Source organism: Erwinia sp. E602 (genome assembly GCF_018141005.1).
Classification (GTDB): domain Bacteria; phylum Pseudomonadota; class Gammaproteobacteria; order Enterobacterales; family Enterobacteriaceae; genus Erwinia.
Window position 1 is genome coordinate 2,011,555 of sequence record NZ_CP046582.1, and the last position, 13,048, is coordinate 2,024,602.

At 61.4% G+C, this 13,048-nt stretch carries 12 protein-coding genes; 5 read left to right on the plus strand and 7 right to left on the minus strand.

Annotated elements, in window-relative coordinates:
- Window positions 1-31 precede the first annotated feature (31 nt).
- The 5 genes from prfA to kdsA are packed head-to-tail and all read left to right on the plus strand — an operon-like array spanning window position 32 to window position 4,049.
- Window positions 32-1,114, plus strand: a complete 1,083-nt coding sequence (prfA, locus tag GKQ23_RS10455) for a peptide chain release factor 1 (protein ID WP_056234416.1) — start codon at window positions 32-34, stop codon at window positions 1,112-1,114.
- Window positions 1,114-1,950: a peptide chain release factor N(5)-glutamine methyltransferase gene (gene prmC, locus GKQ23_RS10460; protein ID WP_212410870.1), complete on the plus strand. Its 837-nt coding sequence runs from the start codon at window positions 1,114-1,116 to the stop codon at window positions 1,948-1,950. Before prfA ends, prmC begins: the two co-directional genes overlap by 1 nt.
- 8 nt (window positions 1,951-1,958) lie before the next feature.
- Entirely contained in the window at window positions 1,959-2,357 is a 399-nt protein-coding gene (locus GKQ23_RS10465; protein WP_056234421.1) for a SirB2 family protein, read from the plus strand.
- The gene (gene sirB1, locus GKQ23_RS10470; protein WP_101506703.1) at window positions 2,354-3,163 is read left to right on the plus strand and encodes an invasion regulator SirB1; all 810 of its coding nucleotides are present in this window, start codon (window positions 2,354-2,356) and stop codon (window positions 3,161-3,163) included. Before GKQ23_RS10465 ends, sirB1 begins: the two co-directional genes overlap by 4 nt.
- Before the next feature lie 31 nt (window positions 3,164-3,194).
- A complete protein-coding gene (gene kdsA, locus GKQ23_RS10475) occupies window positions 3,195-4,049 on the plus strand; it encodes a 3-deoxy-8-phosphooctulonate synthase (RefSeq protein WP_056234426.1) in 855 nt (284 codons plus the stop codon).
- 258 nt (window positions 4,050-4,307) lie between these two features.
- Here the strand turns inward: kdsA and chaA are convergent, their stop codons facing one another.
- The 7 genes from chaA to GKQ23_RS10510 form a co-directional block, all read right to left on the minus strand.
- Entirely contained in the window at window positions 4,308-5,396 is a 1,089-nt protein-coding gene (gene chaA / locus GKQ23_RS10480) for a sodium-potassium/proton antiporter ChaA (protein WP_056234429.1), read from the minus strand.
- Window positions 5,397-5,756: 360 nt separating this feature from the next.
- The gene (locus GKQ23_RS10485; protein ID WP_212410872.1) at window positions 5,757-6,773 is read right to left on the minus strand and encodes a substrate-binding domain-containing protein; all 1,017 of its coding nucleotides are present in this window, start codon (window positions 6,771-6,773) and stop codon (window positions 5,757-5,759) included.
- 28 nt (window positions 6,774-6,801) lie between these two features.
- Entirely contained in the window at window positions 6,802-8,211 is a 1,410-nt protein-coding gene (locus GKQ23_RS10490) for a sucrose-6-phosphate hydrolase (protein WP_212410874.1), read from the minus strand.
- Complete coding sequence (locus GKQ23_RS10495; protein WP_101506701.1) at window positions 8,208-9,581, minus strand: sucrose-specific PTS transporter subunit IIBC; 1,374 nt, start codon at window positions 9,579-9,581, stop codon at window positions 8,208-8,210. The genes GKQ23_RS10490 and GKQ23_RS10495 overlap by 4 nt, the downstream gene beginning before the upstream one ends.
- Window positions 9,582-9,618: 37 nt before the next feature.
- Window positions 9,619-11,220, minus strand: a complete 1,602-nt coding sequence (locus GKQ23_RS10500; protein ID WP_212410876.1) for a carbohydrate porin — start codon at window positions 11,218-11,220, stop codon at window positions 9,619-9,621.
- 166 nt (window positions 11,221-11,386) lie between these two features.
- Complete coding sequence (locus GKQ23_RS10505; RefSeq protein WP_056234444.1) at window positions 11,387-12,310, minus strand: aminoimidazole riboside kinase; 924 nt, start codon at window positions 12,308-12,310, stop codon at window positions 11,387-11,389.
- A 272-nt stretch (window positions 12,311-12,582) separates the two neighbouring features.
- On the minus strand, window positions 12,583-12,993 hold the full coding sequence (locus GKQ23_RS10510) for a type II toxin-antitoxin system HicB family antitoxin (RefSeq protein ID WP_212410878.1): 411 nt from the start codon (window positions 12,991-12,993) through the stop codon (window positions 12,583-12,585).
- Window positions 12,994-13,048: the final 55 nt, after the last annotated feature.

Here is a 13,048-nt window from a genome sequence, read left to right on the forward strand (position 1 = left end):
CGCCTCTTTTTGACAAGGTAAAACACCATCAATGAAGTCTTCTATTGTTGCTAAACTGGAAGCCCTGCAGGAGCGCCACGAAGAAGTGGAGGCGATGCTGGGCGACGCCGGCGTGATCGCCGACCAGGAACGTTTTCGCGCGCTCTCGCGGGAGTATGCGCAGCTGACGGATGTCACCCAGTGCTTCCGCCAGTGGCAGCAGACCCAGGAAGATATCGAAACCGCAGAAATGATGCTCGGCGATCCTGAAATGCGTGAAATGGCGCAGGAAGAGCTGACCGCGGCCCGCGCCGCCAGCGAAAGCCTTGAGCAGCAGCTGCAGGTCCTGCTGCTGCCGAAGGATCCGGATGACGAACGCAGCTGCTTTATCGAAGTGCGCGCCGGCACCGGCGGCGACGAAGCGGCGATTTTCGCCGGCGATCTGTTCCGTATGTACAGCCGTTACGCCGAATCCCGCCGCTGGAAGGTGGAGGTGATGAGCGCTAACGAAGGCGAACACGGCGGCTATAAAGAGGTGATTGCCAAAGTGATCGGCGAGGGCGCTTACGGGCGTCTGAAGTTTGAATCCGGCGGCCACCGGGTGCAGCGCGTGCCGGAAACCGAATCGCAGGGGCGTATTCACACCTCGGCCTGTACGGTGGCGGTGATGCCGGAACTGCCGGAGGCCGAGCTGCCGGACATTAACCCGTCCGATCTGAGAATTGACACCTTCCGCTCCTCCGGGGCCGGTGGTCAGCACGTGAACACCACCGACTCGGCGATCCGCATCACCCACCTGCCGACCGGCATCGTGGTGGAGTGTCAGGATGAGCGTTCGCAGCACAAAAACAAAGCCAAGGCGCTGTCGGTGCTGGGCGCGCGTATTCACGCCGCCGAGATGGCCCGTCGCCATCAGGAAGAGTCCTCCACCCGGCGTAACCTGCTGGGCAGCGGCGACCGCTCCGACCGTAACCGTACCTACAACTTCCCGCAGGGGCGCGTTACTGACCACCGCATTAACCTGACCATCTACCGCCTGGATGAGGCGATGGAAGGCAAGCTTGATGCGCTGATCGAGCCGATCGTGCAGGAGTATCAGGCCGACCAGCTGGCGGCACTCGCCGGGCAGGATTGATGCAGATCCGCAGCTGGCTGCGTGCGGCCACCCAGCGGCTGGCCGCCAGCGACAGCCCGAAGCGGGATGCGGAGATCCTGCTGGGGCAGGTGACCGGCAAATCACGCAGCTGGCTGATCGCCTTTGACGATCGCGAACTGGACGCGCAGCAGCTGGCCGCGCTGGAGCCGTTGCTGGCGCGCCGCGAAGCGGGGGAGCCGGTGGCGTACCTGACCGGCGAGCGCGAGTTCTGGTCGCTGCCGCTCAGCGTGTCACCGGAGACGCTGATCCCGCGGCCGGACAGCGAAGTGCTGGTGGAACAGGCGCTGCTGCGCCTGCCCGCCGGCCCCGGCCAGGTGCTCGACCTCGGCACCGGCACCGGCGCGATTGCGCTGGCCATCGCCAGCGAGCGGCCGGAGTGCGCGATCGCCGGCGTCGATCGTATCCCGGCCGCGGTGGCGCTGGCACAGCATAATGCCGCGAAGCTCTCGCTGACCAACGCCCGTTTCCTGCACAGCCACTGGTTCAGCGCGCTGACCGGGCAGCAGTTTGCGCTGATCGTCAGCAATCCCCCCTATATTGATGCCGCCGACCACCACCTGGCCGAAGGTGACGTGCGCTTTGAACCGGCCAGCGCGCTGGTGGCGGACGATCATGGCCTGGCCGATATCAGGGCGATTGCCGCCGACGCGCCCGCGCATCTGCTGGACAACGGCTGGCTGCTGCTGGAGCACGGCTGGCAGCAGGGGGCTGCCGTACGGCAGATCCTCGCCGCTCAGGGGTTTGCCCATATTGCCACCTGCCAGGACTACGGCGGCAACGATCGGGTCACCTGCGGGCAAAAAACGCGTATTTAAGGAGTCTTATGGCCGAATGGTATCTGCCGCTGAAACACTTTCATCTGCTGACGGTTGTCCTTACCGCGCTGATGTTTATCCTGCGTTTCTGCTGGCTGCTGCGCGGCTCACCGCTGTTACAACAGCGCTGGGTGCGCATTATCCCCCACCTTAACGACACGCTGCTGCTGCTGTCCGGCGTGCTGCTGGTCACGGTTACCCACTTTTATCCCTTTTCACCGCAGGGCAGCTGGCTGACTGAGAAGCTGTTTGGCGTTATTATCTATATCGCTCTCGGTTTTATCGCCCTGGGCAAACGTCCACGCGCGCAGAAGGTGCGCTGGATTGCGTTTATTGTGGCCCTGGCCGCGCTGGTGGCAATCGTAAGGATAGCTACAACTAAAATGCCACTGTTGGGGTTTGTATGACGTCCATAGCTGAATTTGATTTTACCGCCGCGCCGCTGAGTGAGGCGGTGCTGAACGCGTCAGAAAGCATTCGCGGTGACTTCCCGTCGGCCGAGGTACGCGCGCAGCTGGCGCAGCTGGTCGCCGAAGCGCGGGCCGCCATCCCGACCGATCTGGCCGCCGACTTACAGCTGGAGCAGCTGATCGCGCTGTTCTGGCACCAGTGGGGGTTTGGCGGTGCCAGCGGCGTGTATCGCCTGTCTGACTGCCTGTGGCTGGATAAGGTACTGCATACCCGCCAGGGAACCGCCGTCTCGCTGGGGGTGATTTTCCTGCATATCGCCGGCGAACTGGAGCTGCCGCTCTACCCGGTAATTTTCCCCACCCAGCTGATCCTGCGTGCCGAGTGGATAAACGAAGAGGTGTCGCTGATTAACCCGTTTGACGGTGATACCCTCGACGACCACACGCTGGAAGTCTGGCTGAAGGGCAATATTGGCCCGGTGGCCGAGCTGTACGAAGAAGATTTACAGGAATCGGAACCGCTCAGCGTGCTGCGCAAAATGCTCGACACCCTGAAAGCGGCGCTGATGGATGAAAAGCAGATGGAAATGGCGCTGCAGGTCAGCCAGCTGCTGATTGATATGGATCCGGAAGACCCGTATGAAATCCGCGACCGTGGGCTGATCTTCGCCCAGCTCGACTGCGAGCACGTGGCGGTGAACGACCTGACCTACTTTGTTGAACAGTGCCCGGAAGATCCGATCAGCGACATGATTAAGCTGCAGATCCACTCGATTGAACAGAAACAGATTACCCTTCACTAACTTCAGTGAACCTGAATGATAAGGCGATGAAATGAATCAGAAAGTGGTTAATATTGGCGATATCCCGGTCGCAAACGACCTGCCATTCGTCCTGTTTGGCGGTATGAACGTGCTGGAGTCACGCGACCTGGCGATGCGTATCTGCGAGCATTACGTTACCGTGACCCAGAAGCTGGGCATCCCTTACGTATTCAAAGCGTCGTTTGACAAAGCCAACCGCTCCTCTATCCACTCCTATCGTGGCCCAGGCCTCGAAGAGGGGATGAAAATCTTCCAGGAGCTGAAACAGGCCTTCGGCGTTAAAATCATCACCGACGTGCACGAAGCCAGCCAGGCGCAGACGGTGGCCGACGTGGTCGACGTCATCCAGCTGCCGGCGTTCCTCGCCCGCCAGACCGATCTGGTGGAAGCGATGGCCAAAACCGGCGCGGTGATCAACGTGAAAAAACCACAGTTCGTCAGCCCCGGCCAGATGGGTAACATCGTCGACAAATTCGCCGAAGGCGGCAACGACAAAGTGATCCTCTGCGATCGCGGAGCCAACTTCGGTTACGACAACCTGGTTGTAGACATGCTCGGCTTCAACATCATGAAACAGGTTTCCGGCAACAGCCCGGTGATCTTCGACGTCACCCACGCCCTGCAGTGCCGCGACCCGCTCGGTGCCGCCTCCGGCGGCCGCCGCGCCCAGGTGGCTGAACTGGCGCGCGCCGGCATGGCCGTCGGCATCGCCGGTCTGTTTATCGAAGCCCACCCGGACCCGGCCAACGCCAAATGCGACGGCCCGTCCGCGCTGCCGCTGGACAAACTGGAGCCGTTCCTCGCCCAGATGAAAGCCATCGACGACCTGGTCAAAAGCTTCCCGGCGCTCGACACCAGCAACTAATCCCGCCCCGATCGCCAGACGCAAAAAAGCCACCGCAAGGTGGCTTTTTTACACATAACACCCAACCACCCCAGCCAACTCAACCAATTCAATCAACCCAGACAACACTGACGTCCATTATCAGGGAGGGCAGTGGGATGAGCCCGGAGCGGGGTAACCCGCGGAGGGTCGCCCGCTGACAGGCCCGGTACTCTCGATCGCACAGACGACTTAAGCACCGAAGCCCACAGAAAACTCAAGCACCGAATCCAAAAAGGATCACAGCATCACCGTCATCAGATACGCCACAAACAGCGCCAGATGCGCCGCCCCGTTCAGCACATTCGTGCGCCCGGTCGAAAACGAAATCTGACACAGCACCAGCGCCGACACCATCACCACCATCTGCGGCGACTCCAGCCCGAAAATCAACTCCTGCCCGGTCAGCGTGGCAATAATCGTCACCGTCGGCACCGTCAGAGAAATCGTCGCCAGCACCGAACCAAAAAACAGATTCATCGCGCGCTGCACCTGATTGGCCAGCACCGCCTTAATCGCCCCCAGCCCCTCGGGAGACAGAATCAACAACGCCACCAGGAAACCGGTAAACGCCTCGGGCGCCTTCAGCGTCTCCAGCAATGAACCCAACGTATTGGCGTTCATCTTAGTCACCGCAATAACCGCAATCAACTGCACCACTAACATCCCGGTATGCCAGGCGCTGGAATGCGCGGAAGGCTTACCATGATGCGGATCGTCACCGTCATCCTCATGCTCATACACGAACAGACTCTGATGCGTCTTGGTCTGGATCAGCAGAAACACCCCGTACATCGCCGCGGAAATCGCCGACACCAGCAGCGCCTGGCCGGTGGTGAAATTGCCACCCGGCAACGCGTCCGGCAACACCAGCACGATCATCGCCAGCGGGAAAATCGCAATCAGATACTGCTTCACCCCGGCCAGATTCACGTACTGGGTGGCAAACTTGCGCCCGCCAAGCAGCAGCGCAAAACCGACCAGACCACCGGTAACGATCATAATGATGGAATAAAGCGTATCGCGCATCAGCGCCGGTGCGGCATCGCCGGTCGCCATCAGCGCAGAAATCAGACTCACCTCAAGGATCACCACCGACAAACTGAGGATCAGCGAGCCGTAAGGTTCGCCGAGGCGGTGGGCAAGCACGTCGGCGTGGCGCACCACGCTAAAGGCGCTGCTGAGAATGGCGACCAGCGCCAGCAGGTTAATACCGATCACTGCGGGTAATGAGTTAGTTCCGCCCCATAACCATAAAACGGCCATCGCGGCAGCAGTCAAAATCAGGGAGTACTCTTTGTGACGGGTCTTGCTCTCGGATGCACTCATAGGCTAACGCTCCTGCTCTGTTCCGTGACCTGAAAAGGGAAATTCCCGGTCAGTTTAAAGGTGTCGCATGAAGTATCAGCGACAAGTGCCTAAAGTGTAACCTTTTTTAAGGGGGGCGTGGAGACTTTACGGAATTTTACGGAATAATCGTAAAAAATGAATGGAGATGCTATTTGTCATAAGCATCCTGAATAAGACTATATAAATTAGTGATATTGCGACTGCGATAAACGTCATTTGCAGGGTTAAAGTGATGTTAATGCGGCTGGTTAAGCCCTAAAACAGCACTGTAACAACTAAAAGTTAGTCAGGCAGTTATAAATGGTAGCTTGAAAAATAACCGCCCTCAACCAGTGAAGATTACAGCGGTTTTGCCCGCCGCCACTTCAGCCGCGCCGGCAGACAGCGCTGCGGCTGCTCCAGCGGGCGCTCCTCAATCAGCTGTCCGATCATCTCAAAGCAGTTCCACGCCAGCAGCCGCTCGTCCTGCTCAACGGTATCAATACGCACCGACAGCGCATCATACAGATAGTGGTCGTCAAAGCTGCACAGGTGCATCGGCGTGTTTAACAGCCCGTGCTGGCTGAGGTAGCGCAGCACCCCCTCCTGCAGCCCGCAGGCGGCGCAGAACAGCGCCTGCGGCACCCGGCCCAGCCGCGCATACAGTTCGGCGAACATCTCATAGCCTGAACTGGCATGGTAATGGCCGTGCATAACCCACTCCGGCCTGACCTCCAGCCCGGCGCGTTCCAGCCCGAGCCGATAGCCCGCCAGCCGATCGCGGGTCGGTGAGATGCGCGGCTGGCCGCCGAAAAAGTAGATCTCTTCATAGCCCTCACGCGCCACGGCTTCCAGCAGGGTGGCGGTGGGAGAGGTGGCTTCGGTGATGACCAGCGGCAGCGTCGACTCGCCGAGATGGCGATCAAACAGCACCACCGGCAGCTGCTGGTTAATTTTCTGATAGTCGCTGTCGTTTAGCTGGCTGGAGGCCACGATCAGCCCGTCAACCTGGCGCTGGATCAGATTGCTTACCGCCAGCGTCTCCTGGCTGGCGTTCTCTGCGGTACAGGCGATCAGCAGCTGCAGCCCGGCGTCGCGGCACAGCATCTCCAGCTCGTGGGAAAAACGGGCGAAGCCGTGGTTGGTCATCTCCGGGACCACCAGCCCGAGGGTGTTGCTGCGGCTGGAGTTGAGGGCGCGGGCGTGAATGCTCGGCTGGTAGTGCTGTTCGCGGGCCACGTCCAGCACCCGCTGGCGGGTCGTTTCGGCCACGCGCAGCTCTTTGCCACGACCGTTGAGCACCAGGCTGGCGGTGGACTTGGAGACTCCGGCCAGCCTGGCGATATCGTTGATGGTGATACGTTTGCTTTTGGTCACAGTGGCTTACGCGTAAAGGCTCAATGGCTCATTCTATCACGCATTGCTGCAACCTCCAGTGACGCAAGGTAATTTGCGCGTTGCCGGTCAGGCGCAGCCGCGGCTCCGGCTGCGGGAAATAGCGTGAAGACATTACCGCGTCGCCGTCGTTGATAAAGATTTCGACGCTGGAGCGATCGCAGAGAATACGCAGCTGCCGTACCTCGCCGCGCCAGTAACGCGTCTCCTCTTCACCGCTGCGCAGATTATGCCGCCGCAGGGTCAGGCCGTGGCGATCGGCGCTCAAATGCAGGGTGTCAGCAAAGCTGAAATGACAGCTACCGGTCAGCGTCAGCTCCAGCTCGGCGCTGCCGATATCGACGGCGGGCAGGTTCTCTGCGATGCCCCGCAGCTGCGTCTCCTGCCCGCGCAGCTGCTGCAGCTCCCGGACCGGCCGCTGGCGCAGCCGGTCGCCGTGCAGCGTCAGCTCGCGCGGGCAGGTCATAGTGTGCATCCAGCCGTGCTCACGGGTTGGTTGCGCGAATTCATCGCCGTCGGGAATGCCCATCCAGCCGATCAGCAGCCGGCGACCGTCGTCGGCCAGGGTGGTTTGCGGCGCGTAGAACTCGAAGCCGTGATCCAGCTCGTGAAAGTCGCCGTGGCGGTACTGCACGCCCGGGTAATCCAGCGTGCCGCAGAAGTAGCCGCTCTGGAAGGTATTGCGCCAGCGGTACTGTTCGGCGGGCAGCCCCTGCGGGCAGACCAGCAGCACGTCGCTGTCGTCCAGCGTAAACAGGTCCGGGCACTCCCACATATAGCCAAAATCACCCAGCCCGTTGACCCGGCTGCCGGCAATTTCGCCGAGCAGCGTCCAGTCGTGCAGGTCAGCGGAGCGCAGCAGCAGCACTTTGCCCTGCAGCTGCAGATCCTGTGCGCCCAGCACCATGTACCACTGCCCGTCGTGCTGCCACACCTTCGGGTCGCGCACGTGGCCGGTGTACCCTTCCGGCAGCGCCAGCACCGGCCCCAGCTTGCGGAAGCTGCCGTCGCTCTGCTGTTCGGCGAGGCACTGCCAGGCGGTGCGGCCGCCGTCGGCAAACTTGACGTTGCCGGTGTAGACCAGCGTCAGCACCCCCTGATTATCCACCGCGCTGCCGGAGTAGCAGCCGTGGCTCTCATACTCTTCTGCCGGAGCCAGCGCCAGCGGTTCGTGCCGCCAGTGAACCAGATCGACCGAGCTCCACTGGCCCCAGAACTTGGCACCGTGGGCGCAGGCCAGCGGGTTCCACTGGTAGCACAGCACATAGCGGCCGTTAAACTGAATAAAGCCGTTCGGGTCATTCATCAGCCCCACGGTGGGGGCGAGGTGCCAGGCGGGGCGATGACGGTCGGCGGCAGCGCGCGGCTGGCCGCTGAGCACCGCGCGCAGCGCCTGGTTCAGCAAGCGGGACTCACTCATGCTTTACTCTCCGGCCTGATTTTCAGCAGCAGCGACAGCGTGAACGCCACGCCGAAGGCGATCGCCATCCCGACCAGATAGCTGAGCATCGAGCTGCCCTGCACGATCGCCAGGCCCGGCAGGGCGGTCAGCCCGACGGCGGTCATATTGACGTGCATAATCACCACCCAGGCGCCGCCCGCCGCGCCGCCCGCCAGGCCGGCGATAAACGGCGTGATATAACGCAGGTTCACGCCAAAAATCGCCGCTTCGGTAATGCCCAGCATCGCGGAGAAGGCGGAAGGCAGCACGATGCTGCGGGTTTTCACGTCGCGCACCTTGAACCAAACCGCCAGACAGGCCCCGGCCTGGGCGACGTTGGCCATCGACCAGATCGGCAGCAGGAAGTTGACGCCGATCGACGGGTTACCCAGCAGCCCGGCCTCAATGGCGTGGAAGCTGTGGTGAACCCCGGTAATCACGATCACCGAATAGAGCCCGCCGAACAGCAGCCCGGCCAGCCAGCCGGCGTGGGCAATCAGCGTACTGAGTACCAGCGAAATGCCGTCGCCCAGTCCGCGTCCCAGCGGGCCGATAATCAGCAGCGCGACAAAGCCGGAGATCACCACCGTCAGGAACGGCGTCAGGATGATGTCCAGCGCGTCCGGGATCACCCGACGCAGCCGCTTCTCGCAGTGGCTCATAAACCACACCGTCAGCAGCACCGGGAACACCGTGCCCTGATAGCCGATCATCGCCACGTCAAGGCCGAAGAAGTTCATGGTCTGGAAACCGCCCGCCACGCCCCAGGCGTTGGTCAGCGCCGGGTGGGTGAGGATGCCGCCCAGCGTCGCCCCCAGATAGGGGTTGCCGCCGAACTCACGGGCGGCGGTGAAGCCGATCAGGATCGGCAGAATGATAAACGCCGCCGAGCTGAACATATCCAGCATGATAAACAGCGCGCTGCTGGCATCGGCCCAGCCGTAGCTTTTGACCATCCCCAGCAGGCCCATCAGCAGGCCGGAGGCGACGATCGCCGGAATGATCGGTACAAAGATGTTCGACAGCACCCGCGCCAGGCGCTGGAACGGGTTGAGTTTTTTCGCCGCGATGTTCGCCGCGTCGCTCTTGCTCGACTCGCTGATGCCGGCGGCCTGGATAAAGGCGGCATGCACCTTGTTAACCAGCCCGCTGCCAAAAATAATCTGCATCTGCCCGGCGTTACGGAAGCAGCCTTTCACGCCCTCCAGCGCCTCGATGGCCTCTTTCTGAACCAGGCTGTCGTCCACCATCACCAGCCGCAGGCGGGTGGCGCAGTGGGCGGCGCTGGCGATATTCTCGCGGCCGCCAAGCAGCGGCAGCAGATCGCGGGCCGTTTTTTCAATATCCATGTTATCCCCTGTTATACGTTAAGACGGTGGCCGCTGGTCAGAACCAGGTTTCCATCTGAATGCCAAAATTCCACTCGCCGCCGGCGCTGAAGCCGCTGCTGCCAAAGGCGTCATCGCTGGCGTAGCGGTCCAGCGAGCTGTTCCAGTCCATCCAGCTGGTGAACAGGCGGATTTCCGGACGGGTGAAGAAATCGCCGATATCCGCCACCTTGAAGGTCGGTGCCACGGTCAGCTTCCAGAAGCCGCCTGAAACCGCCTGGCGCTGCTTATAGCCCTGCGGGTCGAGATCCATATACTGATAGCTGCCCTCATAGGCCATGGCGAAGTTCGGGTTAATCTCCTGAATAAAGCGGGCGTTCAGCGTCGCCCAGCGATAGTCGTCGCCGGCGGCGTAGCGATCGCGGCTGCTCTGCGCCAGCAGGGCCGGGGCGAAGCTCCAGTTCGGGTTCAGACGGGTCACGCCGTAGCTGGCCAGCCGCCAGGTCTGCGCCTGCTGCGTCAGGTTGCCGTCAGAGCCCAGCCCTTTGACTTCCGCCCCCAGCCCGCGTCCGTACAGCAGCGCGGTTTTCGCCTGGCCGTCGGCCAGCCCCCAGAAGCTGTCGTTGTGCAGCGCCAGCATGGCGTGTGCGCCGGTGTCGCCGGCGCTGGCGTTATTGCGGCTCTCATTGATACGTTCATCGTTGTCTTTGGCGCGCATGCCGCTGACCATCAGCTGCCACGGGCCGGCAAAGGTGTTGGCGGTGACGATATAGTTCTCGATGGTGTTATCGATGGTTTCAATATTGCCAAAATTACGTCCGTAGACCGAGAAGTTACTTTTCAGCCCGTCGCGCCACTGCACGTCGTAGATGCCGCCGCCGGTACCGGCGAGGAACACCACGTCGCTGTCCAGCCAGTGGATGTCGAAGTTGTCGCGGTCAAAGCGTTTACCGGCCCACAGCGTACTGTGATCGAAGACGCCGTTAAACGCCGGCAGCTCGCCGAGTTCGACGAAGGCCTGACGAATGTTCAGCTCGCTGGTGCCGCCGGTCCAGTCGTTGTAGCTGCGCTGACCGTCGGCCAGCATCGCCTTGAAGCGGGTGGTGGCACCGTTGGCCAGCTGCTGCTTATGTTCGAAATTCAGCTCAACGTAGGTGTTGTTTTCATTGCCTAAACGCCCGACCGCGCCGCCGGTCTCGCCGGCCGGGGTAAGGTAAGGGCCGCTCTGGGTGCCGGCCGCCGAGTCGTTCATAATCAGACCGGAGCGGGCGTAGCCGTGGAATTCAAAGCCATCGGCAAAGGACGGTTTGCCGGCCACCGGCGCGGGGGCGGGTGCCGCAGGCGCGGCCGGGGTTGCGGCAGACGCGGTGCCGGTATTTGGGGCTGCCGGAGTTGTCGAGGCTGGCGCACTGGCAAAGGCCGCCGTACCCGCAGCACCGGCCGTTGCCTGCGCGTTGCCGCGCTGCGTTTCCAGCCGGGCGACGGTTTTCTCTGCGCTGGCGGCGCGCTGCTCCGCGTCACTGGCGCGTTTTTCCGCCTGCTGCAGGCGCTGTTCCATAGCGATCAGCCGTGCTTCCAGGCTATCAAGGGTGGCGGCCTGGGAAAGAGGGGTGGCAAGGGCAATACCGATTGCCAGCGCCAGCGTGCTTATTTTTTTCATCGTAACGGTTCCCTGAGTATGCGTTGTTTTATTGTTTTGCTAAACCGGTTCGATAAGAAGGGTAAAAGATCGTGGCCGATCCTTTCAATCAGATTTGCTAACCCGCTTCAGGAACTGTGACCGGGTTAGCAGTTTGTGCCTTCGTGTGGGCGGTTACTGCCGGTATTCAGTCTGCTGCGGCGAGATCGCGGGCGTACGGCAGGGCGGTCATCGCCCCTTTGGCGGTGGTGGCGGCGGCACCGCTGCGCTGGGCCTGGTCAATCGCTGCGGCCAGCCGGGCCGGGGCCAGCGGATTGGCCTCCTGCGCCAGCGCCGCCAGCAGCCCGGCGACAAAGGCATCCCCCGCGCCGGTGGTATCCACCACGCTGACTTTCGGGGCAGGATAGTGCTGCAGCTGCTCACGGTGCCAGACGTAAACGCCCGCGCCACCCAGCGTCACCAGCAGCAGTGCCGGCTGGTAACGTGCCGCAAAATCGTGGATGCGATCGCTCAGGCTGGCCGCCGCGCTCAGCACGTTCAGTTCGTCCTCGGACAGCTTAATGATATCTGCCGCCTGAAACGCCGCCTGCAGGCAGCGGTTCAGCTCGGCGGCGTCCGGCCACAGGTCGTCGCGCAGGTTGGGGTCGAAGCTTACCCAGCCGCCCGCCTGCTTCACCGCCGCCATCGCCTGCATCGCCGCGCTGCGGCTCGGTTCGGCGCTCAGGGCGATCGAACAGAGGTGCAGCCCTTCACCGGCGGCAAAGCGCGGCAGCCGTTCAGCGGTCAGAAACAGGTCAGCGGAAGGGCGCACCATAAAGGTAAACTGCCGCTCGCCGTCGGCATCCAGACCGACCAGCACCGTGGAGGTGCGCTGCCCGGTTTCGCGGGTCATATACCGCGTGTCCACCCGCTCCTGCTGCAGCGTGCTGCGCAGAAACTCACCGAACGGATCGTCGCCGACGCAGCCGATAAAGGCGCTCTCGCCGCCGAGCCGGGCCACCCCGACCGCCACGTTGGCCGGCGCGCCGCCGGGGCACTGCAGCAGCCGGTTATTCGCTTCCGGCAGCAGGTCCACTACCGCATCGCCCAGCACCCAGATTTTGTTACTCATCGTCACTCTCCTTAAGGTCATTTACGCGTAAGCTAAACTGGTTTAGCAAAAAATGGAAGAATTCCGTTCTTGTTTTGCGACCTGGAATTACGCTGACTGCGATGCGATGCGATGCGATGCGATGCGATGCGATGCGATGCGATGCGATGCGATGCGATGCGATGCGATGCGATGCGATGCGATAAAGGAAAGTCCGCATGCAGCGGCGGGGTACAAAGTATGGCGGGCACCTGTATAACGAAACCAGGCGCCCGCAGAGACTTTTTAGGGCGTTACCCTCTGGCCAGTTCTTTCCGCGCCAGTTCAGAGAGGAAGGAAGAACGATTGCGAAAGTGACCGTTTTTCTCAATATAACGGTCTATCGCCGTGAGCAAATTCCCCGGCATCGTCAGATTGAATTTGATCGCTTTTCTCTCATACTTCGCCGGATCCAGCTCAATCAGGGTGAGAAAGCCACTATCTTCTTTCAGACGGCTGTCCCCCAGCCAGGCGGCCGGATCGCGGGGAACGACCACCGGATTGCCCATCTCAGTGAACACTTCCATATGCTGGCCGAATGCCGTTTCAGCATCACGTACGGCCGCTTCCAGGTTATCACCGGAGAAAAAGCACCCGTCAACATCGGGAAAATAGCCGTCATAGGTGCCACTTTCATTAATGAAAACAAAGATTGGATAGAGCATCGTAGCCTCACCAGATTAAGAATGACGATTTCAACAGTAAACAGGCAAATCGGAT

Excerpts from the sequence above, each read along its gene's own strand:
- prfA (WP_056234416.1), top strand. The coding sequence starts at position 32 with ATGAAGTCTTCTATTGTTGCTAAACTGGAAGCCCTGCAGGAGCGCCAC.
- prmC (WP_212410870.1), top strand. The coding sequence starts at position 1,114 with ATGCAGATCCGCAGCTGGCTGCGTGCGGCCACCCAGCGGCTGGCCGCC.
- GKQ23_RS10465 (WP_056234421.1), top strand. The coding sequence starts at position 1,959 with ATGGCCGAATGGTATCTGCCGCTGAAACACTTTCATCTGCTGACGGTT.
- sirB1 (WP_101506703.1), top strand. The coding sequence starts at position 2,354 with ATGACGTCCATAGCTGAATTTGATTTTACCGCCGCGCCGCTGAGTGAG.
- kdsA (WP_056234426.1), top strand. The coding sequence starts at position 3,195 with ATGAATCAGAAAGTGGTTAATATTGGCGATATCCCGGTCGCAAACGAC.
- chaA (WP_056234429.1), bottom strand. The coding sequence starts at position 5,396 with ATGAGTGCATCCGAGAGCAAGACCCGTCACAAAGAGTACTCCCTGATT.
- GKQ23_RS10490 (WP_212410874.1), bottom strand. The coding sequence starts at position 8,211 with ATGAGTGAGTCCCGCTTGCTGAACCAGGCGCTGCGCGCGGTGCTCAGC.
- GKQ23_RS10495 (WP_101506701.1), bottom strand. The coding sequence starts at position 9,581 with ATGGATATTGAAAAAACGGCCCGCGATCTGCTGCCGCTGCTTGGCGGC.
- GKQ23_RS10500 (WP_212410876.1), bottom strand. The coding sequence starts at position 11,220 with ATGAAAAAAATAAGCACGCTGGCGCTGGCAATCGGTATTGCCCTTGCC.
- GKQ23_RS10505 (WP_056234444.1), bottom strand. The coding sequence starts at position 12,310 with ATGAGTAACAAAATCTGGGTGCTGGGCGATGCGGTAGTGGACCTGCTG.
- GKQ23_RS10510 (WP_212410878.1), bottom strand. The coding sequence starts at position 12,993 with ATGCTCTATCCAATCTTTGTTTTCATTAATGAAAGTGGCACCTATGAC.